At 64.7% G+C, this 25,067-nt stretch carries 26 protein-coding genes and 1 riboswitch; of the genes, 2 read left to right on the top strand and 24 right to left on the bottom strand.

From position 1 onward, the window contains the following. Positions 1-14: 14 nt before the first annotated feature. The 9 genes from ABIC75_RS11850 to ABIC75_RS11890 form a co-directional block, all read right to left on the bottom strand. Positions 15-1,328: an ABC transporter permease gene (locus ABIC75_RS11850; RefSeq protein ID WP_354014349.1), complete on the bottom strand. Its 1,314-nt coding sequence runs from the start codon at positions 1,326-1,328 to the stop codon at positions 15-17. Positions 1,329-1,396: 68 nt separating this feature from the next. Then, positions 1,397-2,629, bottom strand: coding sequence for an ABC transporter permease (locus tag ABIC75_RS11855; protein WP_354014060.1), 1,233 nt, complete (start codon positions 2,627-2,629; stop codon positions 1,397-1,399). Positions 2,630-2,639: 10 nt separating this feature from the next. Then, positions 2,640-3,953 carry an ABC transporter permease gene (locus tag ABIC75_RS11860; RefSeq protein WP_354014061.1) on the bottom strand — a complete coding sequence of 438 codons (1,314 nt, stop codon included), beginning with the start codon at positions 3,951-3,953 and terminating at the stop codon, positions 2,640-2,642. A gap of 62 nt (positions 3,954-4,015) precedes the next feature. Continuing rightward, positions 4,016-4,738 (bottom strand): ABC transporter ATP-binding protein, encoded by a 723-nt coding sequence (locus ABIC75_RS11865; RefSeq protein WP_354014062.1) that lies wholly within the window; start codon positions 4,736-4,738, stop codon positions 4,016-4,018. Between the two features lie 24 nt (positions 4,739-4,762). Next, positions 4,763-6,034, bottom strand: coding sequence for an efflux RND transporter periplasmic adaptor subunit (locus ABIC75_RS11870; RefSeq protein WP_354014063.1), 1,272 nt, complete (start codon positions 6,032-6,034; stop codon positions 4,763-4,765). A 173-nt stretch (positions 6,035-6,207) separates the two neighbouring features. Further along, positions 6,208-6,795, bottom strand: a complete 588-nt coding sequence (locus ABIC75_RS11875; RefSeq protein WP_354014064.1) for a hypothetical protein — start codon at positions 6,793-6,795, stop codon at positions 6,208-6,210. A 173-nt stretch (positions 6,796-6,968) separates the two neighbouring features. Further along, the gene (gene hemP, locus ABIC75_RS11880; protein WP_354014065.1) at positions 6,969-7,193 is read right to left on the bottom strand and encodes a hemin uptake protein HemP; all 225 of its coding nucleotides are present in this window, start codon (positions 7,191-7,193) and stop codon (positions 6,969-6,971) included. Between the two features lie 71 nt (positions 7,194-7,264). Next, entirely contained in the window at positions 7,265-8,149 is an 885-nt protein-coding gene (gene bla / locus ABIC75_RS11885; RefSeq protein WP_354014066.1) for a subclass B3 metallo-beta-lactamase, read from the bottom strand. Positions 8,150-8,289: 140 nt separating this feature from the next. After that, complete coding sequence (locus ABIC75_RS11890; RefSeq protein WP_354014067.1) at positions 8,290-9,258, bottom strand: potassium channel beta subunit family protein; 969 nt, start codon at positions 9,256-9,258, stop codon at positions 8,290-8,292. A 146-nt stretch (positions 9,259-9,404) separates the two neighbouring features. Between ABIC75_RS11890 and ahr the strand changes: the two genes are divergently transcribed. Continuing rightward, positions 9,405-10,421: an NADPH-dependent aldehyde reductase Ahr gene (ahr, locus tag ABIC75_RS11895; protein ID WP_354014068.1), complete on the top strand. Its 1,017-nt coding sequence runs from the start codon at positions 9,405-9,407 to the stop codon at positions 10,419-10,421. 88 nt (positions 10,422-10,509) lie between these two features. Here ahr and ABIC75_RS11900 read toward each other — a convergent pair whose 3' ends face one another. The 4 genes from ABIC75_RS11900 to thiL all read right to left on the bottom strand — a co-directional run bounded on the left by ABIC75_RS11900 (position 10,510) and on the right by thiL (position 14,445). Next, positions 10,510-10,986: a hypothetical protein gene (locus ABIC75_RS11900; RefSeq protein WP_354014069.1), complete on the bottom strand. Its 477-nt coding sequence runs from the start codon at positions 10,984-10,986 to the stop codon at positions 10,510-10,512. A 140-nt stretch (positions 10,987-11,126) separates the two neighbouring features. Further along, the gene (locus tag ABIC75_RS11905; protein ID WP_354014070.1) at positions 11,127-12,281 is read right to left on the bottom strand and encodes an acyltransferase family protein; all 1,155 of its coding nucleotides are present in this window, start codon (positions 12,279-12,281) and stop codon (positions 11,127-11,129) included. A gap of 683 nt (positions 12,282-12,964) precedes the next feature. Further along, a complete protein-coding gene (locus ABIC75_RS11910) occupies positions 12,965-13,471 on the bottom strand; it encodes a phosphatidylglycerophosphatase A family protein (RefSeq protein WP_354014071.1) in 507 nt (168 codons plus the stop codon). Further along, positions 13,468-14,445: a thiamine-phosphate kinase gene (gene thiL, locus ABIC75_RS11915; RefSeq protein ID WP_354014072.1), complete on the bottom strand. Its 978-nt coding sequence runs from the start codon at positions 14,443-14,445 to the stop codon at positions 13,468-13,470. The genes ABIC75_RS11910 and thiL overlap by 4 nt, the downstream gene beginning before the upstream one ends. 164 nt (positions 14,446-14,609) lie before the next feature. Here thiL and ABIC75_RS11920 point away from each other — a divergent pair, with 164 nt between their 5' ends. Further along, positions 14,610-15,083 carry a nuclear transport factor 2 family protein gene (locus tag ABIC75_RS11920; RefSeq protein WP_354014073.1) on the top strand — a complete coding sequence of 158 codons (474 nt, stop codon included), beginning with the start codon at positions 14,610-14,612 and terminating at the stop codon, positions 15,081-15,083. Between the two features lie 113 nt (positions 15,084-15,196). Here ABIC75_RS11920 and ABIC75_RS11925 read toward each other — a convergent pair whose 3' ends face one another. The 11 genes from ABIC75_RS11925 to glyA form a co-directional block, all read right to left on the bottom strand. Beyond that, a complete protein-coding gene (locus tag ABIC75_RS11925) occupies positions 15,197-15,736 on the bottom strand; it encodes a GNAT family N-acetyltransferase (RefSeq protein ID WP_354014074.1) in 540 nt (179 codons plus the stop codon). Then, the gene (nusB, locus tag ABIC75_RS11930) at positions 15,736-16,182 is read right to left on the bottom strand and encodes a transcription antitermination factor NusB (protein ID WP_354014075.1); all 447 of its coding nucleotides are present in this window, start codon (positions 16,180-16,182) and stop codon (positions 15,736-15,738) included. The genes ABIC75_RS11925 and nusB overlap by 1 nt, the downstream gene beginning before the upstream one ends. Further along, on the bottom strand, positions 16,182-16,643 hold the full coding sequence (ribH, locus tag ABIC75_RS11935; protein WP_436407912.1) for a 6,7-dimethyl-8-ribityllumazine synthase: 462 nt from the start codon (positions 16,641-16,643) through the stop codon (positions 16,182-16,184). The genes nusB and ribH overlap by 1 nt, the downstream gene beginning before the upstream one ends. Before the next feature lie 45 nt (positions 16,644-16,688). Next, positions 16,689-17,654, bottom strand: coding sequence for a muramoyltetrapeptide carboxypeptidase (gene ldcA / locus ABIC75_RS11940; protein WP_354014076.1), 966 nt, complete (start codon positions 17,652-17,654; stop codon positions 16,689-16,691). Positions 17,655-17,768: 114 nt separating this feature from the next. Then, complete coding sequence (gene ribBA, locus ABIC75_RS11945; protein ID WP_354014077.1) at positions 17,769-18,860, bottom strand: bifunctional 3,4-dihydroxy-2-butanone-4-phosphate synthase/GTP cyclohydrolase II; 1,092 nt, start codon at positions 18,858-18,860, stop codon at positions 17,769-17,771. 117 nt (positions 18,861-18,977) lie between these two features. After that, a complete protein-coding gene (locus ABIC75_RS11950) occupies positions 18,978-19,619 on the bottom strand; it encodes a riboflavin synthase (protein ID WP_354014078.1) in 642 nt (213 codons plus the stop codon). 131 nt (positions 19,620-19,750) lie between these two features. Beyond that, a riboswitch (FMN riboswitch) is annotated at positions 19,751-19,917 on the bottom strand. 125 nt (positions 19,918-20,042) lie between these two features. After that, positions 20,043-21,059: a Gfo/Idh/MocA family protein gene (locus tag ABIC75_RS11955; RefSeq protein ID WP_354014079.1), complete on the bottom strand. Its 1,017-nt coding sequence runs from the start codon at positions 21,057-21,059 to the stop codon at positions 20,043-20,045. Continuing rightward, positions 21,056-21,922, bottom strand: a complete 867-nt coding sequence (locus tag ABIC75_RS11960; protein ID WP_354014080.1) for a phytanoyl-CoA dioxygenase family protein — start codon at positions 21,920-21,922, stop codon at positions 21,056-21,058. Before ABIC75_RS11960 ends, ABIC75_RS11955 begins: the two co-directional genes overlap by 4 nt. Before the next feature lie 38 nt (positions 21,923-21,960). Beyond that, a complete protein-coding gene (gene ribD, locus ABIC75_RS11965) occupies positions 21,961-23,025 on the bottom strand; it encodes a bifunctional diaminohydroxyphosphoribosylaminopyrimidine deaminase/5-amino-6-(5-phosphoribosylamino)uracil reductase RibD (RefSeq protein WP_436407923.1) in 1,065 nt (354 codons plus the stop codon). A 155-nt stretch (positions 23,026-23,180) separates the two neighbouring features. Beyond that, positions 23,181-23,699 carry a transcriptional regulator NrdR gene (gene nrdR, locus ABIC75_RS11970; protein ID WP_354014082.1) on the bottom strand — a complete coding sequence of 173 codons (519 nt, stop codon included), beginning with the start codon at positions 23,697-23,699 and terminating at the stop codon, positions 23,181-23,183. An 85-nt stretch (positions 23,700-23,784) separates the two neighbouring features. Continuing rightward, a complete protein-coding gene (gene glyA / locus ABIC75_RS11975) occupies positions 23,785-25,038 on the bottom strand; it encodes a serine hydroxymethyltransferase (protein WP_354014083.1) in 1,254 nt (417 codons plus the stop codon). Positions 25,039-25,067: the final 29 nt, after the last annotated feature.

Below are 25,067 nucleotides of genomic sequence, written 5' to 3' on the forward strand. Positions count from 1 at the left end.
GTTCGCCTCTCCCCTCAGTTGGACTTGAGCTGCCAGGCCGGCTGCACTTGCGCCGCCCGCCAGGTGGGATAGAACGCCGCGATGACCGTGGCCGTAATGGCCACCAGCAAAGTCAGCAGCACCAGCGATGCGTCCAGGTGTGCGAGCCGCGCAATCTGCGGTTCGAACACCATGCCAAGGCCAAGCATGCCGATCGCCGTCAACACGAGTCCCAACGTGCCGCCGGCCAGTCCGACCATGGCCGCTTCGGCGAGGAACTGGCGGTAGATGTCGCCACGCGACGCACCCAGCGCGCGACGCACGCCGATCTCCGGCGCACGGCGCATGAACTTTGCCAGCAGCAGGCCGATGGTGTTGACCAGGCAGATCACCAGGAAACCGAACGCCAGCGTCATCGAAATGCGGCTCTCCTGCGGCACCGCGCGTTGGTAGTCCAGCCACTCCCGCACGTTGCGCAGGCGATTGTTAGGCGCCCAGTTGAAACGGCCCGCCTGACGCTGTTCACGCGCGTACCCGTCCAGGAATTGGCGATACGCCTGCACGTCCGCGGCGCTGTTCAATTCCACCCACGGGTTGATCCACACGCATTCGCCGTGCAGCCACGAATCCCAGGTGTCGCCGCGCTTGCCGTCGCTGCCGCAGTTGTTGTTGCCGCGGGTGTCGATGTGCTGCGCGATGGCGTAGGTAAAGGGAATGTAGATTTGCGTGGGATCGGCATAGGCGTTGCCGCTGAAGGTGTCGAAGAAACGCGGCTTGGGATCCCACGTGTCGGTGACGCCCACGATGCGGTACTGCTTGTCGTCCAGGATCACCCGACGGCCGACGCTGTTGCTGCCGCCGTAGAGCTTCTGGTTGAGCGCGCGGCTGATCACGATCACTGGCTCGCGCGCTTCGTCCTCGGCGCTGCTCCAACCACTGCCGTATTGGAACGGCACGTCGAACATGCTGAAGAAGTCGCCGTACGTGGCGTAGCCCGGCGCCTTGAACGGCATGCGGTGCGGATCATCCGGCATCACCGAAAGACCCACCGGATACACCATGGTCTGGCGCACGGCCTTGTGCGCACGCATCAGCGCCACCGCATCGACGTAATTGAGCGCCGACGGCGGCTCGCCACGGCGGTTGTACTGCGGCCCGCGATTGTCGATCAGCGGCACGAACAGTTGCGACGACTTCTGCGGAATCGGGTCACCCGACACCGCGCGGAACACGGCAAACGTCACCATCGACGCCGCCACGCCAAAGCCGATCGACATGATCATCAATGTCGTCAGAAAGACGTTGCGCCGAAGGCTCGCCGTTCCCAGTCGCAAGTTGTGCACAAACATGCCGCTCATCGTTACCTCGTGTTTCCCAGCAGGCCCTGCCGTCCTTGTCTTGCTTCACCACGCGCCGGTCAGACCGAGCGCGTGGCCTCCACCGGCGACACGCGCGAGGCGCGCATGGCCGGCGCCAGCGTCGCGCCCTGCCCCAGCAACAGCAGCGTCACGACACCAACCAACACATAGATGACCGACAAGCGCGCCATTTCGAACTGCGTCACCAGCCACAGGTTCATGCCGACCGCGAGCAAGGCGCCAATCAGCACGCCCGCAATGCCGATCAGCAGGTTCTCGGTGAGGAAGTAGCTGAGGATGTCGTGCTTGGTCGCGCCCAGCGCGCGTCGCACGCCGATCTGCTTGCGGCGCTGGCCGACCCAGAAGCTGGTCAGGCCCACGATGCCCGCCGCGGTGATGCCGAGCAGCACCAGGCACACCACGCCCATCAGGATGGCCATGCCGCGGTCGCCCTTGTACGCGTATTCGCGCACCTGGGCAAAGCTGCGCACACCGCGCTCGGAAGGAATCACACGCATGCGGTTGGCCTTCACCAGCGCTGCCGGCGCCGCCTTCAGCACATCGGCCAGCTGGCCGGGCTTGGTGCGGATCAGGTAATTGGTGAACGCACTGGTGAGCTGTACAGGCTGGATCAGCGAGTTCTCGTAGAACGAGTCGGACCACGTGCCATTCCACGGCACCTGCAGGCGCTCCACGATACCCACGATGGTGCTGGGTGACTTGGAGTCGCCGATGTAGATGGTCTTGCCCAGCGCCGAACCTTCTGGATACATCTTGTCGGCCAACGCCTTGCTCACGATGATCACGGCAGGATCGGGCACCGCCTGCGGATCGGCTTCCACGATTTCGTCGGGACGGAAGTTGCGTCCCGCGACGAGCTTGAGCGCCATGGTCGGCAAGGCGTGTTCGTCACCGAAGTATTGCGTGGTGTGTGCCTTGGAGTTCTTCGCGTCCGGATCGGTGCGTACGCCGGTCGACCAGCCACCGCCGCGCAGCGGATAGGAGTTCAAGGCCACGGCGTCCTGCACGCCCGGAAGCTGGCGCAGCGCGACCAGGTCCGCCTTGACCAGGGGACCCGCCTTGGATTCCTCGATACCGACGAAGCGGCTCTGGATCGCCATCAGGTCGCTTTCCACCATGCCGGTGGGACGCTGCACGCGATCCAGTCGCTGATGGATGATGAAGATCGCGTTGCAGACGATCGCCAGGGTCAAGGCGATCTGCATGGCGATGAGAACGGTGCCAGCCTTGTGACGCTTGAGTGCGGCGAGTATGGGCTTGATCTGCAGCATGGTCGTCGCCTCAATTGGATTTCAGCTGCCACGCCGGCTGCACTTGCGCAGCACGCCACGTGGGATAAAAGGCCGCCAGCACCGTCGCAAGGATCGCGAGCAACATGGTGAGGAGGATCAGCGATGCATCGAGCGTGGCGAGTTTGGCGATGTCCGGTTCGAACACCAGCGAGATACCCATCACGCCCAGGCCCGTAAGCACCAGGCCGATCACACCGCCAGCCAGGCCGATCGCGGCCGCTTCGATCAGGAACTGCAGATAGATCTCCTTGCGCGTCGCACCCAGCGCACGCCGCACGCCGATTTCCGACGAGCGCCGCATGAACTTGGCCAACAGCAGACCGACCGTGTTCACCAGGCAGATCAGCAGGAAGCCCAACGACACCAGCAGCGAGACCTTGGCCTCCTGCGGCACCACCTTCTGATAGTCGAGCCATTCCGTCACATTACGCAGGCGCGTGTTGGGCGCCCAACGGAAACGGCCGGCACGCTGCTGCTCGGCGGCATAGCCATTGAGATACTGGCGATAGGCATCAGCCTGTGCCGTGGTCGGCAGTTCCGCCCAGAAGCCCAGCCATACGCACTCGGACTTGATCCACGCATCCCAACCCTTGCCCGGGTCCTTGCTGCAGTTGTTGTTGCCGTTGGTCGTGGTCTGCACTTCCACGGCACGCGTAAAAGGAATGAACACTTCGATCGGGTCATCGAAGCCATTGGTGTTGATGACGTCGTAGAACACCGGCTCGGGGTTCCACTTGGCCGCCACGCCGACGATGCGGTAATCGCGGCCGTTGAGGTTGATGTTCTTGCCGACGCTGTTGGCGCCGTTGAACAGCTTGTCGTTGAGCGCCTTGCCGATCACCGCCACCGCGGCATGCGATGCATCTTCGTCGGCCGTCCAGCCATGGCCGTAGAGGAAGGGAATGTCGAACATCGGGAAGGCGTCGGCATACCAGGCGTAACTGGTTTCGCGGAACGGCAACATGGACGGATCCGCCGGCACGATCGACATCGCCGCCGGGAACAAGGCCGTCTGCCGCGTCGCGCGCTTGTCGCGCATCAGGTTGATGGCGTCGGTATACGTCATCGCATTGGGCGGCTCGCCTTTGTTGTCCGCCGTCGCTTCCGGACCCCAGTTGTCGATCTGCGGCACGTACAGCTGCGAGGACTTCTGCGGAATCGGGTTGTTGGAGGTGGCGCGGAACACCGAGTAGGTGGTCATCGACGCCGCCACGCCGCAGCCGATCGCCAACACCATCAGCAGGGTCAACAGCGGGTTTTTCCGAAGGCTGCGCAAGCCTAGCTGGAGGTAATAGGCGAACATGGTCGTCCTTTACATGGCGGAAGCCGCCTCCCGCACGTGCGGGAGGCATCGGTGGCGGGGAATCAGGCCGGCGAGTTGGCGCGTGCCGAATGCACGGCATGGTGGAAGCGCGGGTCTTCCGCCAGATCCACCACCTGGCCGTCGATGATGTGTACGTTGCGCTGCGCGCGTGCAGCCAGTTCCGGATCGTGCGTCACCATCACGATGGTGGCGCCCTCGCGGTGGATTTCTTCGAGAAGCTCCATCACGCCACGCGCCATCTGCGTGTCGAGGTTGCCGGTGGGTTCGTCCGCCAGCAGCAGGCGGGGCGAACCGGCCAGCGCACGCGCAATGGCCACGCGCTGCTGCTGACCGCCGGAGAGTTCGGCCGGATAGTGCTTGGCACGCGAGGCCAGGCCCACGCGTTCGAGCGCATTCATGATGCGTTCCTTGCGTTCGGCGGCCTTCATGCCGCGATAGCGCAGCGGCACTTCCACGTTGTCGAACACGTTGAGATCGGGAATCAGGTTGAACGCCTGGAAGATGAAGCCGATCTTCTCGTTGCGGATGCGCGAGCGCTCGTTGTCGTTGAGGTTGCTCACTTCCACGCCGTCGAGGTGGTACTGGCCACCCGTGAACGTTTCCAGCAAGCCGGCGATGGTGAGGAAGGTGGTCTTGCCCGAACCGGACGGACCAGTGACGGCCACGAACTCGCCTTCGTTCACGTTGATGTTGAAGTCGCGCAGCGCATAGGTCTCCACCACTTCGGTGCGGTAGACCTTGGACAGATGGGTCATCTTGAGCATGGTTGTGTCGTCCTTCGGTGGTGGTTAGTTGGAGATGGCGACGCGCTGGGCGCCCTTGAAGCTGTCGGTACCGGAGATCACGATGTTGTCGCCTTCCTTCAGGCCATCGAGGATCTCCACCTTGTCGATGCTGCTGGCGCCGACGCGGATGGGATGCTTCTCCGCCACGCCGTCACGCACGAGGTAGGCGTAGCTGCCACCCGATTCGTCCACGAACGAGCCGCGCTGCACGGTGAGCACGTTGTCGCGCTTGTCGAGCAGGATGCGCACGGAGAGGCGCTGGTTCTGGCGCAGCTGCTTGGGCGTCTGGCCGTCGAAGCGCAGGCGGGCGGCCACTTCACCGTTCACCACTTCGGGCGAAATGGCGCTGACCAGGCCCTTCCACACGCTGCCGTTGCCGCTGATTTCGCCGGTCATGCCGATGCCCAGGTCACGCGCGAAACTTTCCGGCACCTTCATTTCCACTTCGAGCGCGGAGAGATCGATCACGCTGACCAGTTGCGCATCCTTGGCCACGGTGGCGCGCTCGGCGATGAAGAGCTGGCCCACCTGGCCATCCACCGGCGACTTCACGTTGAGGTCTTCCACCTGGCGCTGCAGGTCTTTCACCAGCAGCAGCTGGCGATCGTGCGCGAGCTTCTTGGACTGGATGTCGAAGTTGAGGCTGTCGGTATTGGTGGCCAGGTCGGACTTGGCGTGGATCAGCGTGATCTTGGCTTTTTGTAGATCGTCCTTGGACTTGTCCACGTTCATGCTGGGCACGGCGCCCAGCGAAAACGCCTTCTGGTAACGGGCCAGGTCGCGCTCGGCGCCCTGCTCGTCGATCTGCGCGTTGTCGTAGGCCTTCTGCAGTTCGCCGCGCGTCTTGCGCGCGTCGATCTGCGCACGCAGGTAATCCACCTGCATGGCGTCGGCCGCGCTCATTTCCTGGGCGAGCTTGTTGGTGAGCTCAGGGCTGTCGATGACGGCGAGCACCTGGCCCTTCTTCACTGCGTCGCCCGCGTGCACCTTGAGCGTGACGGCGCCGCCATAGGTGGCGTAGAGCGTGGGGCTGACCGCAGCGACGACCTTGCCTTCGGCCGCGATGTCGCGCACGAACGGCCCGCGTTCCACGGTGGCGAAGGCGAGGCGCGAAGCGCTGACCGACGCGTCGGCCGAGAACAGGCGTCCGATGCGCGGACCGAACACGGCGAGCAGCGCCAGTACGGCCACGCCGGCGCCGATCAGCAGCATGCGGCGCTTGGGGTTGCGTTTGACCTCGACCAGCCGGTCTTGTGCGGAAGTATCGCGAATCATCGATGGGTCCCTGGCCGCGGACAATGCGGCCCCTGACCCTACTGAGCAATCCGCGTGCCAAGCCGGAGCGGTCGATTTATTGGCTATTTTTCAGTGAGTTGGAAACACGCACCATCGCCGGACAGCTGTCCGCGGACACAAGCTCGGACAGACGGACAAACGTCCGCGGACGGCTAGTCGAACGCAGGCGCCAGCGCCACGGCCGCCGCCCTCGCCACGTCTCGGGCGATGCCGCGACCGAGCAACGAAAGCTGGTCCAGCGGCAACGTGTCCAGCACATCCAGCGTTGCCACGCGCGTGGTGCGAAAACACAGCAGTTCGGCGATGGCGGCCTTGCAGGCCACTTCTCCCGGACAGACCGGTGCGGCCGGCAAGGGCGTGCCGCGCGCGAGCAAGGCATCCCAGGCGAGGTAATCGGTATCGGGCAGCAGATGAAGTCGCGCGCAGAACGTGCCGGAGGCATCGAAGCAGTCGATCCATTCGCGCGGTCCGTCGGCGCCGATCATGCTGGAAGCGCGCAGTTCTTCCGTCTGCAACAGCGGGGCAAGATCCTCGCGCGTCACGAGCCAGCCGGGCGCGACATCACTACAGGGACGCGAGGCAACGGAGGCCGGCAGATACAGCACGCCGCCCAGCAGGGGAAGACGGGAGGCCAGCTCCGTGCCGGGCATCCGGACAGCGGTGCGGCTGATGGTCCACGCCGCCGTATCAGCGCAGGACCGGGCCGTAGCGAAGGCGTGCGCAAGCCAGCCAAACATCATCAGTGCTCCTTGGAAGGACCTGGCTGGCGTTCGGCGAGAACCGCGTGGCGATAGGCCTGGGAAAATACCCCGGCGTGAAGCCGGAGGGAAAAGGCATCCATGCCCATGACGCTTCCCTCGGGGGACGGCATGGCCATCGGCGACCCGCGCCGCAGCGCGGATCACGGCAACCATTACTTGGTGAGGATCAGCTTGTCGTTGCGGGTAAGGCGCAGGTGGTACTCGTTGCCCTGGTGCTGGATCACCAGTTCACGTTCGCCCTTGAGCAGCGACTGGCTGGACACGCGCCGCATGGGCGCCCCCGGCGAGGCGGGCGCTGCAGGCTTGAGGCTGAGCAGGCGGAACGGGCGGGCCAATGCGTCGGCACCCTGGGGGAGGGACAAAACCGTCGTGGTCATGATGGAGCTCCGCAGGAGAGTGGTGGCGACTCAGATGATAATAATTCTCATTTGAGTGTCAACACCCTGTTTTACGGGGACCCACCCTTCCCTGCCTGCTCCTTGGCCAGCCTGGCGTCCAGGCTGCGACCGCCGACCGCAGCGTAGGCGCGACAGGCATCCGGCTTGATGATCGGGTCGGGCTTGGCGCCCGCATCGCGTTGGGCGACGCGTTCCAGGAAGTCGATCTGGTCGGGATGCGGCGTCACCAGGATGTCGCAAGGCAAAGCCGCGATGACGGCCAGGCCGTGCCGATAGTTCTGCACGCGTTCCGGATGCGCCGGATCGCTGTAGCGAAAGCCCCCGGCCGTCAGGGCGGTAACGCTGTCCGCATAGACCATGTGCAGGCAGCGGTCACCTTCGCACGATTGCCACGTCCAGGTGGTGCTGCCCGGCGTGTGACCCGGCGTGTAGTGCGCGGTGATCTGCACATTGCCCAGACGCACCACGCCATCGTCCGCGACCGTGTCGACGTGCGCCACCGCGGGATAGTTCGGCGCATCGCCAAATTGCGGATCGTCCGGATACTTGCCGCCCAGCATCAATTCTCTGGCACCGATCTCACTAGCCACGACGCGTGCGCCGGTGTCGCGCGCCAGCGCGGCGATGGCGCCGGCGTGATCGGCATGCGCATGCGTGTTGAGGATGAGCTTCACGTCGCTGAGCTTGAAACCCAGCGCCTTGATGTTGGCTTCCACCTGCGCCGCGTTCTGCGGCAGCGTGCCATCAATCAACACCAGGCCATCGGACGACTGGATGAGCACGGAGGAAAGCCCGCGCGTGCCGACGTAATAGGCATTGCCGTAAATGCGGAACGGCTTTTGTGGCTGCGTCCATGCCGGTGGGCCCGCGTGTGCGGACGGCATCATGGACAGGCCGATACAAACGCCGAGCGCGGCGCGGGACAGAGGCTTCATGCGTTGGTTTCCCTTGGAGACAGTCCGCGCAGCTTGGCAGCCGCCACCGGAGCGATGCGGCCAGCATCGGGCAGCCCGAGGGCGAAGTCTGGCAACCCGCAGGCAAGGGTTGCCAGATGCCCGGTGGGAACACTTCGTTTTCAGGCCACCGCCTGCGCGATGTGTTTCAACACATCCGCATCCAGCCGCGGCAGCAACGCCAACGCGCCGAGATTCTGCTCCAGCTGTTCCAGCTTGCTGGCGCCCAGCATCACGGTGGAAACATGCGGATTGGCCAGACACCAGGCAATCGCAAGCTGCGCCATGGACACGCCAAGCTCGGCCGCAATGGGCGCGAGACGGCGCACCTTCTCCAGGCGCGAGCCGTCGTTCTCGAGCACCGCTTCGCGCAGCCATGCGTAACCCGGTTGCGCCAGACGCGATTCCGATGGCACGCCGTTGTTGTACTTGCCGCTCAACAAACCCGAGGCGAGCGGCGACCAGATGGTGGTGCCCATGCCGTACGTTTCATAGAGCGGTGCGTATTCCTGCTCCACGCGCTCGCGGTGCAGCAGGTTGTACTGCGGCTGCTCCATCACCGGGGCGAACATGTGGTTTTCACGCGCCACCTTGTGCGCTTCGACGATGGCTTCCGCGGGCCACTCGCTAGTGCCCCAATAGAGCACTTTGCCTTGCCGCACGAGCGTGTCCATCGCCGCCACCGTTTCGGCAATTGGCGTATCGGGGTCGGGGCGATGGCAGAAGTAGAGATCCAGGTGCTCCACGCGCAAACGCTGCAAGGCCTGATGACAGGCTTCGATCACGTGCTTGCGCGAAAGGCCGCGTTGCGTGGGTAGCGGGTTGTCCACCGCGCCGAAATAGACCTTGCTCGACACGCAGTAGCTGTCGCGCGGGAAGCGCAGGTCGGCGAGCACGTCGCCCATCAGCGTTTCGGCGACGCCGTTGTTGTACGTCTCGGCATTGTCGAAAAAATTGATGCCGTGATCGTGCGCCATCGCCAGCAGGTCGCGCGCCAGCCCGCGCCCCACCTGCGTGCCGAAGGTGACCCAGGCGCCGAACGAGAGCGCCGAAAGCTGCAGGCCGGATTTGCCAAGGCGTCGGTATTGCATGGGAGCGCTCCGATGAAGGGGGATGGGCCAGCATGCCAAGAGCGTGCGTCATTCGTCCATCACCGCGCTTTACACGTCGCGCCGACGCCGGGCGATCTAGAGTCAGGGCTTTCACCGCCATCACTCATCCGGATCGGAGCGACACCATGTCAACCATGCAAGGCTGGGCTGTCCAGGAAGCTGGCAAACCACTGGTGCTTTCGCAGTTCGATCTCGGGCCGCTCGCTGCCGAAGACGTGGAAGTGGCGGTGGACTACTGCGGCATCTGCCATTCCGATCTGTCGATGATCGACAACGAATGGGGCATGTCGCGCTTTCCCTTCGTGCCCGGCCACGAAGTGGTGGGCCGCGTGACCGCACTGGGTGCGCAAGCGAAAGGCCTGAAGATTGGCCAGCGCGTGGGCATCGGCTGGACATCGGCCAGCTGCATGCATTGCCACCAGTGCCTTTCCGGCCATCAGAACCTATGCCCCGAATCGCAGGCGACCATCGGCGGTCGCCACGGCGGATTCGCGGACAAGCTGCGCGCGCACTGGGCCTGGACCATTCCCCTGCCCGACGGCATCGACCTGCCCAGTGCCGGCCCGCTGCTGTGCGGCGGCATCACGGTGCTCAAGCCGTTCCTTGCCTACAGCATCAGCCCCACCGCGCGCGTGGGCATCGTCGGCATCGGCGGACTGGGCCATATGGCGGTGAAATTCGCGCGTGCCTGGGGCTGCGAAGTCACCGCCTTCACGTCCAATGCCGCGAAAGCCGACGAGGCACGCAGCTTCGGCGCGCACCACGTGGTGTCCAGCCGCGATGCCAATGCCATTGCGGCCATCGCCGGTTCGCTCGACCTGCTGGTGATCACCGTCAACGTGACGCTCGACTGGCCGGCCTTGATCGGCACCCTGGCGCCGCGCGGCCGCATGCACGTAGTCGGTGCAGTGCTGGAGCCGATTCCGGTATCGGCGTTCTCGCTGATCATGACCGAGCGTGAAATATCGGGGTCGCCCACTGGTTCGCCGGTGGACATCGCCATGCTGCTCGACTACGCCACGCGCCACGACATTCGTCCGCAGGTGGAAATGTTCCCCATGTCGGAGGTGAATGCCGCGCTCAAGCATCTCGCCGATGGCAAGGCGCGTTATCGCATCGTGCTCGAAGCCAAGGCGGCGTGAGACGTCAGGGCGAAATCACCTGAGCGCGCAGTGCGAACATGCGATGGCCGCCATGAGCGACGGCCATCGCAGCAGTACACTCGCCGCCTTACGGCAGCGTATGGACGTCCATACGGTTTTCGATGCCCTGGTCGGCTTCGGGGCGCCACAAGGTACTCTTGAGCGGATCGCCCATACCCCACGCCTTCAGCGCAGCAATCAGCGGCACGTTGTCGCCGCTCTTGCGGACGTAGAAATCCAGGTGGCGGAAATCGTCGCAGGCGGTATCGCAGTGATAGCTGGAAAAGCCCAGCGCCTCGATCTGGCCATACTCGTTGACGATGATGGCGGCCGCGCTGCCGCCGCATTCGCGAGCCGGGCACGCGGTAAACAGGTAGCGATTATCGGCCAGCACCTGAACCGTCGCGGATGAACCGCCAAGCGCCGACAGCGCCTGCTCGCTCACCGAGCGGCTGCCCCGGAAATAGTTGACCTTGTTGTCGCCGACGAAATGCCCCAGCGCCGTCACGAAACCGCTGGCGTGCGCGAGCTGGTTGGCATTCGCGCAGGTGGACGGATCAATCATGCGGCACGGACCCGCGGGCGCTGCCGTGGCAGCGAACACCGAACAGGGCACAACGGACAACAGCAGTACGAAACACACAATGCGCATGAGTTTGCACATGACACCCTCCCCTTGGAGTGGAACTGCCCCCTAACACCGCATCAGGCGGCATCCGTTCCGGCTCCGGCGATCACGCCGGATGCGCGCGCCGCAGCCGGCGCCTGATGCAAAACACGTACTCGCAACTTCAGGAATGGACGCTCCACCCCGTAGTGCAGCAACGCACCAACCCCCAACACCGCCGACGCATAACCCGCAAAAGTCAGCATACCGTGGCCGTCCAACCGGCGACCCGCGGCGGATTCCATCACATGGAACACCGCCTTGTGCGACAGATACAGGCTGTACGAAATCGCAGCCAACCATCCGGCGCCCGGCACACGAAGACGCGCAAGCGCGCCGGACGCGTGGGCACCGCCCAACACCAGCAGTCCCAGACCGAAGGAAAGCAACGGATATCCCAGCACCGTGGGAATGAAGCCGGTCCGATCACGGAACAGCCAGATCGAACCGCCGACTACCGCTACCCCTGCAAGCAGAAAGCCGTTGGCGTGTCGCCCCCATCGGGACCAGAGGACGGGCCGGTAGACCCTGGCCGTAGCCAGCATCACGCCCATCAAGAGGCCGTCCAGACGGGACCACGTGGGATAGTAAATGCGCTCAAGGAAGGTTTTGCCATAGGAATTTTGGTCAAGCCCTGCCCACGGCGAGAGTTCGTGCCACCACAGCGCACCGCGCACCAGCATGCCCGCCAGCACGATGCCGATGCATACCACCGCGAACCGATGCACCGACGGACGCCGCGCGAGCCACCATGCCAGTGGCGGGAAAAGCAGGTAGAAATGCTCCTCCACGCACAGGGACCATACGTGCGAGAACGCCAGATGATCCTTGGCATCGATGAACAGGTTCACCGTGAACGTAAGGAACTGCCACAGCGGCTGGACGTCGCCCTGTTCCCTGATGGACGGCCAAATGAAATACGCCGCCACCACGACCAGGTACGCGGGGAGAATGCGGAAGGCCCGGCGCAGGTAGAAATCCGCGAACGAAAACCCCCGGCCCTCCGCGAGCGACTTGAGCACCTGCGAGCCGATCAGGAACCCGCTGAGCACGAAGAACAGGTCTACCCCCATCCACCCGTTCTTCTCGATGCCGCCGAAGTGGCCCCATCCGCCGATGAAGTACGAGTGGAAAATCATCACCCACACGATGGCGATAGCGCGCAGCAGATCCAGCCCTGGTAGTCGGTTCACGCAGTTCTCTCTTGGCATCCATGCGGCATCCGAGGCGAACGCGTCGGACGGAATCGCGGGCGGAAAATATATCGCGAAGAGCAGCTACTGCGGTGTCCGGCGCGTGGCAAAACCGGGGCAACCGTTACCGCTTATGCAGCGTGAAAGACGGCCGCTCGAACCAGCAGGGAGGAATGCTGTGCATTGCATTGGCGATGCGATGCGAAGCGAGCTTCGCTTTGAGCCCTCTTCGCATCGGCGCGTGGCGGTGTAGCCGCTACGCTCACTAGGGAAATCGTGACGATCCAGGCACCGAAGACTGCAAGGCTTGTATCCAACAGAACGCTACGAGCATGAAGCTCTGAGGGCCATTTTCTTTGGGTTACTTTCGACGCGAAGCTAGTCCCCGTGGGATCTTTTGGGCCAGCAAAAGAAAAGTGACTCGAGCGGCGGCAGCCGATCGAAACGCCCGCTGCGTAGGCGGCCAGGTCGCGGGAATCCTGCATAAGAGCGATAGCAACGCTGCCGCCATAACCAAGAGAAAAGACGCTGGATGACCAGCCTTCGGCTGTTGTAAGCGCCTCCTGCTTTCGCAGGAATGACGGGTTGGGGCGTCTTCGTCTACTGAAAAGATGCCTCCCACTGTTGCCGCCTTTTGGGGTTCGCAGGAATGACGAGCAAAAAAGCAAAGCCAGCGCTCCACCTCAACCCCAATGCACCACCGCCAAAACCCCCACCAACACCACAGCAGCAAAAACCCCCGCCACCACATCATCCATCATCACCCCCACCCCACCCTTGAGCTGCCGATCCAACCACCCAATCGGCCAGGGCTTCCAGACATCGAACAAGCGAAACAACGCAAACCCGACCACCACGCTCCACCAGGGAGCCATCAATGCGGGAATGAGCGCAATCCACAGCCCGACGAATTCATCCCACACGATGCTGCGATGATCGTCCACGCCTACCGCACGCCCCGCCACACCGCACACCAGCACACCCACGGCGAAGCCCACGACGATGGCGAACACGTAAAGCTGCAGCGGCAACGTGCGCAGCAACAACCACGGCAGCAGCGCCGCCAGCGAGCCGAAGGTGCCTTGCGCCACCGGCGCCAGGCCAGAGCCCAGGCCGCAGGCCAGCCAGCCGGCGGGCGTGGCGAGCAGTGCGCGGCGTTGTTCGGGAGTGAGATTGGTCTTGTCGCTCATGCGAAGTGGTCCCAGCCATGATGGGTAGCGTCCAGCCATTGCCCCTGGGCGTCGCGCACACGCACGCCCGTGCCTTCCACCATGCGCCCAATGCGCGTGGCTCCGCAACCGAGGCGCGCGAGATCGCTCTGCACCTGCGCGACCAGCGTGGGCGGCACGGTGAAGCACAGCTCGTAATCGTCGCCGCCGGCCAGCGCAAAATCGCGTACGGTCTCGTCGTCGAAGCTCGCCATCAGCATGGGGGAGCGCGGCAGCAATTCCGCTTCGATTTCCGCGCCCAGGCCACTTTCCTCGCAGATATGGCTAAGGTCGGCGAGCAGTCCGTCGGAGATGTCGATGCAGGCGCTGGCCCAACCGCGCAGGGCCAGCCCCGTCGACAGGCGCGGCGTGGGCCGGTGTAGCCGTTCGATCAGATAGGCCGCGCGTCCGTCGCCCTCGTCCACGCGCGCACCACGCTGCAGCAGGCGCAGGCCTGCCGCCGCATCGCCCAGCGTGCCGGTAACCAACACCACGTCACCCGCGCGCGCGCCTGAGCGCGTCAGCGCCTTGCCGGGCGGAGCAAAGCCATGCACGGCCACGCTGATGGTCAGCGCGCCGCGTGTGGTGTCGCCGCCGATCAGGGCGAGGCGATGCGGTTGCGCCAGTTGGGCGAAGCCCTCGGCGTAACCATCGATGAACTCGCGCAATTGCTCGGCGGGCTGCGGCGGCAGGGTGAGCGCCAGCAGCGCCCAGGCCGGGCTGGCGCCCATGGCGGCGAGATCGGAAAGATTCACCGCCAGCGATTTCCAACCGATGTCGGCCGCCGCCGTGCCATGCGGGAAATGCACACCCTCGACCATGGTGTCGATGGCGATGGCGATCTCCTGCCCCGCTGGCGGCGCCACCACGGCGGCATCGTCGCCGATGCCCAGCTTCACGTCTTCGCGGCCCTGCGCGGTGCGTTCGCGGATGCGGTCGATCAGTCGGAATTCCATGGCGGTCCGGCAAGGAAAAACTACGGAAAGCAGACCACCCGCAGCGCGCCCGCGCAAGCGCGAGGCTGAACGATGGGCCCATCTACCCGGTCATCAGTCATGGCTGCGGGTTTCCTGGCCGCTCCCTAGAATCGAAAGGCCCTTGTCCCACATCGGAGCCCGCCATGCATGCTCGTTCTTCACGGCTGTCGCGACTTGCCCTTGTCGCTGGCGCCGTCTTCGCCACGTTGGGCGTTTCCGTGGTTCATGCGTCTACACCGGAGGAACAGGCCGTGCTCGCGCCGTTCCAGGCACTGCTGGACGGCATCGGCAAGCGCGACCACGCGATGATGCGCGAGGCGCTGCTGCCCGGCGGCATGATCACGCTCAAGCGGGGCGACAAGATCACCCAGCTGCATTTCGACGCCTTCATCGATCACATTCCCACCACGGGGAACACGCAGCTCGCCGAGCGCATCCATGATCCGCTGGTGCGCATCGACGACGACATCGCCATCATCTGGGCGCCCTACGAGTTCTTGGTCGACGGCAAGCTGGACCACTGCGGCACGGACATCGCGCATCTGGTCAAGCACAACGGGAAGTGGCTGGTGGCCGGCATCGCGGACAACCAGCATGCGAGCTGCGCGGGGAAGTGAGGCCTTGGCCTTTCTGGCATCCGGAAAGCCGCGCGAAGAACAACGCGTCCGTCACCTGACGCAGCAATGGCATCGAACGCGCCCGCGCTTCAGAGCCGGGCGCATGCAAGCCATCAACGCCGATACACGACCGTCGGCGCGTCGTGGTAAACCGAATCCATCCATTTGACGAACCCGGCCTTCTCCGCCACGCGAATGGAGGGGGCGTTCTCCGGCGAAATGATGCACACAGCCGTCATGTTCGGCAGGTGCTCGCTCGCCCATGCCAGCGCGGCGGCCACGGCTTCGCTCGCATAGCCTTTACCTTGCGCATGCGGCGCCAGCGCCCAGCCGAATTCCAGCATGCCGTGCAGCGACGGCTCCATCTCGCGCTTCAGGTCGGCGAAGCCGACGTCGCCAATCAGGCGGCCCGTGGCCTTCTCTTCCACGCCCCAATAGCCGTAGCCCAGCACGTGCCACAGCCCGATGTACTGAAGGAAACGCCGCCAGATTTCTTCGGCGCCGAAGGGGCGTCCGCCGATGTAACGGGTCACCTCGGGGTGCGACCAGATGGCCACGCGCTCGTCATGATCCTCCACGCGATGCGCACGCAGGCGCAAACGCGCCGTCTCGATCACGGGAATCACCGACGAATGCCCCGTGGCGCCGTCCATCAGTGACGCTTCTCCGTGGTGCGCAGCACGCCGGCGAGCTTGTCCAGCACGCCGTTGACGTAGCTGTGGCCGTGGTCGGCGCCGAAGCGCTTGGTGACTTCGATCGCCTCGTTGATGATCACGCGGTACGGCACGTCCGGACGGTACTTCAGTTCATACGTGGCCAGGCGCAGGGCGGCGCGCTCGATCGGGTCGATCTGCTCCACCTCGCGATCCACGTAAGGCTTGATGGCCTCGTCGATGACCGCGACATGACGCTCGATGCCGTGCAGCAGATCCTCGAAGTATTCGAGGTCGGCCACTTCCATGTCCTGCTCATGGCGGAACTGGTCGATCACGGCATCCATGCGGCTGCCACCGATCTGCCACGCATACAGCGCCTGCAGTGCACGGCGACGGGCACGCGAACGTGCCGCCAGATCGATGCCTTCCGGACGTTGGTTCATCACAGCTTTCCGTACAGGTTGACCATCTCCAGCGCGGCCAGCGCGGCATCCGCGCCCTTGTTACCGGCCTTGGTGCCGGAACGTTCGATGGCCTGCTCGATGTTGTCGGTGGTGAGCACGCCGAACGCCACCGGCACGCCGGACGCGTAGGCGGCCTGGGCCAGGCCCTTGGCGCATTCCCCGGCCACGTAGTCGAAGTGCGGGGTGGAACCGCGGATCACCGCGCCCAGCGCGATCACGGCGGCGTACTTGCCGGAGTTGGCGACCCTGTGCGCCGCCAGTGCGATTTCCCAGGCGCCCGGCACGCGGATCAGCTCGATGGCATCGTCCTTCACGCCATGGCGTACCAGCACGTCACGCGCACCGGCCACCAGGGGCTCGACGACGAAACCGTTGAAACGGCCGGCGACGATGGCAAAACGGCCTTTGGGCGTGGCGAAATCGCCTTCGATGATCTTCATGGGTATGCGTTTCCTGGGGGCTTGGGCCCGACGGGGCCGACTATTTTACGGGATTTGAGGGATCGTGCCCGGATCGGGCCGCGAAACGGCTCCGGACAGGCGCGGATGGCCGCGGAAGCTGAGGCTGGCCTGCCCCGCCGCCACGCGCAGGCGGCCCGGCACGCCGAACGGCAGGGTGAACTTGTCCGCCTCGTGGCCGAAGGGCAGGCCGCGGACGATGGGAATGCGCACCACGCGGGCGATCTGCTCGAACGCCGCCTCGGTGTCGTAACCGTTGTCGTAGCTGTGCGGCCGGCAATGGGTGAAATGGCCGAGCACCAGGGCCCGCTGGCGGTCCAGCACGCCGGAGAGATGTAGCTGGTACAGCAAACGCTCGATGCGGAACGGCGGCTCGCCAATGTCCTCGACGAACAGGATGCCGTCGTCGATGGCCGGAAAATACGGCGTACCCAGCAGGCTGCACAGCATGGCGAGGTTGCCGCCCCACAGCGGGCCTTCGAGGTCCAGCTCGGCATCGGTCGCGGCCTTCCAGCTCGCCGTGGCTTCCGGATCGCCCACCGCACGCCAGAAATGCTCCCACATGAGCCCGTTGAGTTCCGGCGCACCGAAATCGGGCCCCAGCATGGGGCCGCCGAAGGTCACCAGTCCGCTCTTCACGTACAGCGCCATCTGGATGGCGGTGAAATCGCTGTGGCCGACGAGCAGCGTGTTCGAGCCGGCCAGCCGTTCCTTCAGCGCGTCGTAGTGCAGGTGTTCGAGCAGGCGCGCCGCGCCGTAGCCGCCACGCACGGCCAGCGCGATATCCGGCAAGGTGGACGTCGTGGCCAGCGCGTTGAGATCCGCCACGCGCGCCTCGTCCGACCCGGCAAAGCGATGCTCGACGCGATCCAGTACGTGCAGCCCATCCACCGCGCATCCGGCGACGCGCAGACGCGCCACGCCACGCGACATGGCATCGCGATCATGCGGATAGCCCGAAGGGGCGATGAGGCGAACGGTGGGAAAGGTCATGGCGAAGGTTCGTGGTGAAAGCCCGAGTATGCCGATAGCGGCATGGCATGGAAGTGGCGGCAACCTGCCACTTCGCTGCGGGAACGCACGAGGCGTCCCCGCGCCGGTTTTCGGTCAGACGTACTCGGTCACTTCCAGCCCGAAACCACCCAGGCCCACCATCTTGCGCGGCGTGCCCAATACGCGCAGCTGGCGGATGCCCAGGTCCGAGAGGATCTGCGCGCCCAGGCCCAGCTGGCGCCACTCCTGCTGCTGCGCTTCTTCCGGCGCCTGCGCCGAGGGCTGGCGATTGAGGCGGCGCAGCAGCGCGTCGGCGGTGTCTTCGCCCGACAGCACGAGCAAGGCGCCGCGCCCCTCGTCGGCAATGCGACGCAGCGCCGAGGTGACGGTGAGGCCAAGATCGTCGCGATGCAGATGCAGAACGTCGGACAAGGTGTTGCGCACGTGCACGCGCGTCAGCACGGGCTGGCCATCGTCCACGTTGCCGCGCACCAGCGCGAAATGCAGGCCGTGGCGGATGGCATCGCGATACGCCACCAGCTTGAACGCGCCGAATTCCGTATCGACGTCGCCCTCGTACACGCGCTGCACGGTCTTCTCCGTTTCCAGGCGATAGCGGATGAGGTCGGCGATGGAGCCGATCTTCAAGCCGTGCTTCTTGGCGAAGATTTCCAGCTCGGGACGGCGCGCCATCGAGCCGTCTTCGTGCAGGATTTCGATCAGCACCGCCGACGGTTCCAGCCCTGCCAGCGCGGCGAGATCGCAACCAGCTTCCGTATGGCCCGCACGCGTCAGCACGCCACCCGGCTGGGCGGTGAGCGGAAAGATGTGACCGGGCTGCGAGAGATCCTGCGGCTTCGCATCGGACTTCACCGCCACCTGGATGGTGCGTGCGCGATCGTGCGCGGAAATGCCGGTGGTGACGCCTTCGGCCGCTTCGATGGAGACGGTGAAGTTGGTCTGGTACGGCGAGGTGTTGTCCACCACCATCGGCCGCAGGCCCAGCTGGCGCGTGCGCTGCTCGGTGAGCGTGAGGCACACCAGGCCGCGCGCCTCGCGCACCATGAAGTTGATGTCTTCCGGACGCACCATCTGTGCGGCCATGATGAGGTCGCCTTCGTTCTCGCGATCTTCATCGTCGAGGATCACGACCATGCGGCCGGCGCGGATGTCTTCGAGAATTTCGGGGATGGTGTTGAAGCTCATGGGTGTTCAATCCGATCGCGTTTCATCTTTGCCGTCATCCCAGCGAAAGCTGGGATCCAGCGACTTTGTCGTGCGTTTCACGGCACGGGATCCCAGCTTCCGCTGGGATGACGAGCATTAGGCAAACCCGTGCTGCTTGAGGAACGCCTCATCCAGTTTCGGCGCATCGCCACTGGCGATCAGCCGCTCGATGTAGCGCGCCACCACGTCCACTTCGATGTTCACCGCGTCACCCGCCTTGCGTGCGTGGAACGCCGTGTGTTCCACCGTATGGGGAATAAGGTTGACCCCGAAGCGATGCCCGTTCACCTCGTTCACCGTGAGGCTGGTGCCATCGATGCAGATGGACCCCTTGGCGGCGATATAACGCGACAGCGCGGCCGGCACCTCGAACACCCAGCGCAGCGAACGGCCGTCCGGCGTAATCGACGCCACCTTGCCCACGCCATCGACATGGCCGGAAACAAGGTGGCCACCCAGGCGATCGGCCAGGCGCAAGGCCTTTTCCAGGTTCACCGGATCGCCGGCCTTGTGCTTACCCAGCGTGGTGAGCGAGAGCGTTTCGTTGGAGACGTCCGCGCTGAAACCGCGCGATTCGAGCGTCACCGCGGTCAGGCACACGCCGGACACGGCGATGCTGTCGCCCAACTGCACGTCGGCGAGATCGAGGTCGGCCGTGTCGACATGCAGGCGCACGTCACCGCCGCGCGGTTCGAGTCGCGCAATGCGGCCCACGCTCTGAATGATGCCGGTGAACATCAGCGCACCTCCCGAACGGAGGCGGCAAGGGAATGGCAACGATGCTTGGACATGAAACGTTTCCCGCGTCGAAAAGTGCGAAAAACGCCCCAAGGCGTCAGGCAGGCACACGCCCGCGAAGGCATGCGCCATACCGTCTTCTCTCATCCGGACTTTCTGGCAACCATCGCTGGCTGCCAACCGTCGGCTCCGGCATTGGACCGGATCTGCTGACCTTCCGATGACTTGGAAGCGCTCGCGGGCTCACCCCGAAGGGCCTACCGCCGGTGGGGAATCGCACCCCGCCCTGAAGACGTCGTTTGTGGTTTGACCGGCGAACCGGCCCCGTCAGTTTAACACGCCCCAGGCGGGTGGCCCGGGGCTCATCGTCCCCATCCGGGAACAATGTGTCGCCGCAGTGAGTGCCCGCGGTGGGCTTCGAGGTTACATGCCGATCGCTTGCCCGGTTTCCCTGCGGTATTCGCGCAGCACCTGATCCATCACCCAGCTGGTGCGGGCGCCGCTCACGGCCGTCGAAGGACAGGCGCCCTTCTGTCCGGTCAGCTCGGCCACGATGGTTTCGATCAGCGGCTGCTGGATGTGCAATGGGTTGGCCACGCGGTATTCGTGCGAGCCGTCGACGTTCTCCACCTGGATCGGCCCGTCGCCGAAGGTGGCGAACGCGATGCGGCCCTTGTCGCCGATCACCTCGATCTGGTCATGACGCTTGAAGCCATCGAAATTCCACAGGCCCGTGCCGAGCATGCCGTTGCCGAAGGTGAAGGACATGGCCACGCCGTCTTCCACTGGATAGGCGCCAAGCTGATTGCTCGCCTGCCCGCTCGCCGACACGATGGGCCCGAACAGCCAGTCGAGAATGTCGAGCGTGTGGCAGCCGATATCCATGAACACGCCGCCGCCGGAGATCTCCGGCTGCACGTGCCACGGCAGATTCGCCGCATCGTGATAGCGCGGATGGTGCGGCTCGTACAGCACCGTATTGACGATGCGCGGCTTGCCGATCGCCAGTTGGCCGAAGATCAGTTCGCGCACTTTCTGGAAGCGCGGCAGGCTGCGGCGGTAATAGGCAACGAACACCGGCACCTTGGCCTGCTGTCCGGCGTGGATGATCGCCTCGCACTCGGCGTGATCCATCGCCATCGGCTTTTCCACGTACACGGGCTTGCCCGCGGCGATGCTCATCAACGCATAGGCCTTGTGCGTCGACGGCGGCGTGGCGACATAGACCGCGTTGACGTCGGGATCGGCAATCAGCCTGGCCGCGTCGTCGTACCAGCGTGGCACGCCGTGGCGCTCGGCGTAATCGCGGGCCTTGTTGCCGTCGCGACGCATCACCGCCACCAGCGCGGAGTTGGGCGTCTTGCTGAAGCCCGGACCACTCTTCACCTCGGTGACGTTGCCGCAACCGATGATGCCCCAGCGAACCGCTGCCGTCGTCATGTGGTCTTGAACTCCTTGCGCAGGAACTGCTGGTGATAGGCGTGGAATACGTTCACTTCCGGATGGCGCGCACGCTCGACCAGATGCGCACACAAGGCCTCGCGCACGCACGGCGCCAGCGAGGAGAGGTATTCCAGGCTGTATTCCGTGTGATCGAGCACGCCGAAATGCAGGGTCGGCGCATGTTGCGCCGAGTGGAAGCCCATGTGGATGGTGATGCGCTTGTCGGCGAGCACGCCACCCCAGCCGCGATGCACGGCGTAGTTGTTGTAGAACACCGCCTCGCCCGGTTGCAGCAGGATCTGCTTGCCGGCGGCGAGCTCCGGCGCATCGACCGGCGCCATCTTCTCGGTGTTTCCAAAAACCGCCCGTTCTTCCGCATTGAGCTGGCGACGATGACTGCCCGGCACGATCCACAGGCAGCCGTCGGTGGTGAGCGGCATGTTCATCTGCACGTAGTTGTAGTGATAGTCCTCACTGAACCAGTGGAGGTCGATCTCATCGTCCGGCACCTGCAGCACGTCGCGATGCCATCCCTGGCGATAGTCGACACCGGCCTCGCCATAGAACAGCGACGCGCCGTCCACGATGATGCCTTCGCCCAGCAAATCACGGCATACCGCCAGGATGTCCGCGTTGCAGATGATGTCCTGGATGCCGCGAATCGCCTTGCCCGGCTGCAGGAACTGCAGGTTGCTCATGCGCTGCCTATCGCCGCGTTCACGACGCGCTTCTTCCACGGCGGCGACGTAGCGGCCAACGCTCGCGTCGTCGAGCAGCTTGCGGATCAGGTAACCCTGCTCGCGAAAGGAGGCGCGCTCGGCGTTGCTCAGAACAGGCTGTTGCGAAATTTGCAGCGTCATGTCTTTTCCCGACCATCCATACGCAAGAAGTCCGACGCTTAAAGAACGGGCCGCATCAGCAGCCGCATGTCCTCGTCCAGCACGCGCCGATCGATGGTGCGAAGTTTCCAGCGCGAGGCCATGTCGGTCAGTGACGGCAATCCCAGCAACGGCTGCGCATTGTCGCCAAGCAACACGGGTGCGACGTAGAGCAGCAGTTCATCCACCAGCCCTGCGGCGAACAGCGATCCGCATAGGCTAGGCCCCGCTTCCACGTGTACCTCGCTGACATGGCGCCGCGCGAGTTCGTCCATCACGGCATGAAGATCCATCGCACCGCCCTTCTCCGCCACCACGGCCAGCTCCACCGCCTGAAAGCGCTGATCGACCGGCGTGTATTGTTCGTTGTGCAACACCAGCGTCGGCATCGCGCCATCGAGCACATGGCTGTTGGGCGGCGTACGCAGACGATTGTCGAGCACCACGCGCCACGGTGGCGTAAAGGCTTCGCCTTCGGGCAGGCGCACGGTGAGCCGGGGGTTGTCGGCCAGCACCGTGCCCGAGCCCGTGAAAATCGCCGAGCTGCGCGCACGCCAACGCTGCACGTCCGCACGCGCGGCTTCGCCGGTGATCCATTTCGACTCGCCGTTGGCCAATGCGGTACGGCCGTCCAGGCTCATGGCCAGCTTCACGCGCACCCACGGGCGACCGCGCTCGATGCGGCTGAAGAAACCGATGTTGAGTTCGCGCGCCGCATCGCGCATCAGGCCGGTGCCCACCGTGATGCCGGCGTCGCGCAGCTTGCCGATGCCTCGGCCCGCGACCTGCGGAAAGGGATCCTCCGCCGCGATGACCACGCGCGACACGCCTGCGGCGATCAGCGCGTCGGCGCACGGCGGCGTGCGTCCGTGATGCGCGCAGGGTTCCAGCGTGACGTAAGCCGTCGCGCCTCGCGCCTGCTCGCCCGCTTCGCGCAAGGCATGAACCTCGGCATGTGGTTCGCCCGCACGCCGGTGATACCCCGCGCCAACCACGCGATCATCATGCGCGATCACGCAGCCGACGCGCGGGTTGGGATGCGTGGTGTAGAGCCCCAGCCCTGCCAGGCGCAAGGCGTGGGCCATGTGGACGTGGTCGATGGCGGTGAACGGGGTGGCCATGCGGGACGCTTGCTGAGCGAGGGTGGCCTCAGTTTAGGCGATGCTTCCGCAAGATGGGCCCTTTGCTGCCTTCAGGTGACCCGCCCCGCTCTCCGGAGTGGGAGAGGACGAGAAGAGCGTCAGGACTTCTTGCGACGCGCCACCTGCTCGCCCAGCAGCGAAAGCTGCAACGCTTCCAGCTCCGGCAGATCGCGTTCGAGCTTCTCGATTTCCTCGCGAAACGCCTGCACGTCCTCGAACTTCCGATACACGGAAGCGAAGCGCACATACGCTACCTGGTCGAGCTTCTTCAGCTCGCGCATCACCAGCTCGCCCACCTGCCGCGAAGGCACTTCGCGTTCGCCGCAGCGGCGCAGGTCGTTGACGATTTCGCGCACGGCGGTGTCCACCGAATCGGTGGGCACCGGGCGTTTCTGCAGGGCGCGCTCGAAGCTCACGCGCAGCTTGTGTTCGTCGAACGGCTCACGGCGCTCACCGCTCTTCACGATGGAGGGCAGCTTGAGTTCGGCCGTTTCGAAGGTATTGAAGCGTTCGGCGCACTTGGGGCATTCGCGACGACGACGCACCGTGGCGCCGTCCTCGGCGAGGCGCGAATCGATCACGCGGGTGTCTTCGTGCTGGCAGAAAGGGCAATGCATAGGTCTAGGAGTGAGATGCGAGGAGTGAGTATTCAGAGGAAACGCTTTTTCTCACTTCTCACTCCTCTTCACTCGCTTCTCGCTCTCACCCGTACACCGGGAACTTGTGGCACTGCGCCGTGACCTTCTCACGCACCTTGGCGATGACGGCGTCATCGTTCGGTGCGTCGAGCACGTCGCAGATCCACTGCGTGAGTTCGACCACATCCGCTTCCTTGTAGCCGCGGGTGGTGACGGCCGGCGTACCCACGCGCAGGCCGGAGGTGACGAACGGCTTGCGCGGGTCGTTCGGCACGGCGTTCTTGTTGACCGTGATGTGCGCCTTGCCCAGCGCTTCTTCGGCATCTTTGCCGGTGACGTCGCGGCCGATCAGGTCCACCAGCATCAGGTGATTCTCGGTGCCGCCGGAAACGATCTTGTAGCCGCGCTCGATGAAGGTCTTGGCCATCGCCTTGGCGTTCTTCACCACCTGTTCCTGGTAGGTCTTGAACGCCGGCTCCAACGCTTCCTTGAAGGCCACGGCCTTGGCCGCGATCACGTGCATCAGCGGACCGCCCTGGATGCCCGGGAATACGATGGACTGCAGCTTCTTCTCGATTTCTTCGCCGGCGTCCTTCGCCACGATGATGCCGCCGCGCGGGCCGCGCAGCGTCTTGTGCGTGGTGGAGGTGACGACGTGCGCGTGCGGCAGCGGGTTCGGATACACGCCTGCGGCGACGAGGCCGGCAACGTGGGCCATGTCCACGAACAGGTAGGCACCGACCTTGTCGGCGATGGCGCGGAAGCGCGCCCAGTCCATCACCTGCGAGTAGGCGCTGAAACCGGCCACGATCATCTTCGGCTTGTGCTCGACGGCGAGGCGCTCGACTTCGTCGTAATCGACCAGACCCTGCTCGTTCACGCCGTACTGCACGGCGTTGAACAGCTTGCCCGACACGTTGACCTTGGCGCCGTGGGTGAGATGGCCGCCATGCGCGAGCGACATGCCCAGGATGGTGTCGCCCGGATTGAGCAGCGCCAGGTACACGGCCTGGTTGGCCTGCGAACCCGAGTGCGGCTGCACGTTGGCGTAGTTGGCGCCGAACAGCTGCTTCAGGCGATCGATGGCGAGGCGTTCGGCCACGTCCACGAATTCGCAACCGCCGTAGTAGCGCTTGCCGGGGTAGCCCTCGGCGTACTTGTTGGTGAGCACGCTGCCCTGGGCTTCCATCACGCGGGGGCTGGCGTAGTTCTCCGAAGCGATCAGCTCGACGTGGTCCTCCTGACGGCGGGCTTCGTCGGCCATGGCCTGGGCCAGTTCGTTGTCGTAACCGGCGATCGTCTCGTGCTTCGGAAACATCCTGACCTCGTGGGGGTGGCGCGTAGGGG

Origin of the sequence: Dyella japonica (genome assembly GCF_040545895.1) — a bacterium.
GTDB classification, from domain to species: Bacteria; Pseudomonadota; Gammaproteobacteria; order Xanthomonadales; family Rhodanobacteraceae; genus Dyella; species Dyella japonica_D.

Bases quoted from the DNA above. Each gene is read 5' to 3' on its own strand.
- hemP (WP_354014065.1), bottom strand. From the start codon at position 7,193: ATGACCACGACGGTTTTGTCCCTCCCCCAGGGTGCCGACGCATTGGCC.
- ribBA (WP_354014077.1), bottom strand. From the start codon at position 18,860: ATGAGCTTCAACACCATCCCCGAAATTCTCGAAGACATCCGCGCCGGC.
- glyA (WP_354014083.1), bottom strand. From the start codon at position 25,038: ATGTTTCCGAAGCACGAGACGATCGCCGGTTACGACAACGAACTGGCC.
- nusB (WP_354014075.1), bottom strand. From the start codon at position 16,182: ATGAACCAACGTCCGGAAGGCATCGATCTGGCGGCACGTTCGCGTGCC.
- ABIC75_RS11960 (WP_354014080.1), bottom strand. From the start codon at position 21,922: ATGACGCTGCAAATTTCGCAACAGCCTGTTCTGAGCAACGCCGAGCGC.
- nrdR (WP_354014082.1), bottom strand. From the start codon at position 23,699: ATGCATTGCCCTTTCTGCCAGCACGAAGACACCCGCGTGATCGATTCG.
- ABIC75_RS11860 (WP_354014061.1), bottom strand. From the start codon at position 3,953: ATGTTCGCCTATTACCTCCAGCTAGGCTTGCGCAGCCTTCGGAAAAAC.
- bla (WP_354014066.1), bottom strand. From the start codon at position 8,149: ATGAAGCCTCTGTCCCGCGCCGCGCTCGGCGTTTGTATCGGCCTGTCC.
- ABIC75_RS11850 (WP_354014349.1), bottom strand. From the start codon at position 1,328: ATGTTTGTGCACAACTTGCGACTGGGAACGGCGAGCCTTCGGCGCAAC.
- ribD (WP_436407923.1), bottom strand. From the start codon at position 23,025: ATGGCCCACGCCTTGCGCCTGGCAGGGCTGGGGCTCTACACCACGCAT.
- ribH (WP_436407912.1), bottom strand. From the start codon at position 16,643: ATGAAGATCATCGAAGGCGATTTCGCCACGCCCAAAGGCCGTTTTGCC.
- ldcA (WP_354014076.1), bottom strand. From the start codon at position 17,654: ATGACCTTTCCCACCGTTCGCCTCATCGCCCCTTCGGGCTATCCGCAT.
- ahr (WP_354014068.1), top strand. From the start codon at position 9,405: ATGTCAACCATGCAAGGCTGGGCTGTCCAGGAAGCTGGCAAACCACTG.
- thiL (WP_354014072.1), bottom strand. From the start codon at position 14,445: ATGGAATTCCGACTGATCGACCGCATCCGCGAACGCACCGCGCAGGGC.
- ABIC75_RS11875 (WP_354014064.1), bottom strand. From the start codon at position 6,795: ATGATGTTTGGCTGGCTTGCGCACGCCTTCGCTACGGCCCGGTCCTGC.
- ABIC75_RS11920 (WP_354014073.1), top strand. From the start codon at position 14,610: ATGCATGCTCGTTCTTCACGGCTGTCGCGACTTGCCCTTGTCGCTGGC.
- ABIC75_RS11925 (WP_354014074.1), bottom strand. From the start codon at position 15,736: ATGGACGGCGCCACGGGGCATTCGTCGGTGATTCCCGTGATCGAGACG.
- ABIC75_RS11910 (WP_354014071.1), bottom strand. From the start codon at position 13,471: ATGAGCGACAAGACCAATCTCACTCCCGAACAACGCCGCGCACTGCTC.
- ABIC75_RS11900 (WP_354014069.1), bottom strand. From the start codon at position 10,986: ATGATTGATCCGTCCACCTGCGCGAATGCCAACCAGCTCGCGCACGCC.
- ABIC75_RS11865 (WP_354014062.1), bottom strand. From the start codon at position 4,738: ATGCTCAAGATGACCCATCTGTCCAAGGTCTACCGCACCGAAGTGGTG.
- ABIC75_RS11870 (WP_354014063.1), bottom strand. From the start codon at position 6,034: ATGATTCGCGATACTTCCGCACAAGACCGGCTGGTCGAGGTCAAACGC.
- ABIC75_RS11855 (WP_354014060.1), bottom strand. From the start codon at position 2,629: ATGCTGCAGATCAAGCCCATACTCGCCGCACTCAAGCGTCACAAGGCT.
- ABIC75_RS11890 (WP_354014067.1), bottom strand. From the start codon at position 9,258: ATGCAATACCGACGCCTTGGCAAATCCGGCCTGCAGCTTTCGGCGCTC.
- ABIC75_RS11955 (WP_354014079.1), bottom strand. From the start codon at position 21,059: ATGACGACGGCAGCGGTTCGCTGGGGCATCATCGGTTGCGGCAACGTC.
- ABIC75_RS11950 (WP_354014078.1), bottom strand. From the start codon at position 19,619: ATGTTCACCGGCATCATTCAGAGCGTGGGCCGCATTGCGCGACTCGAA.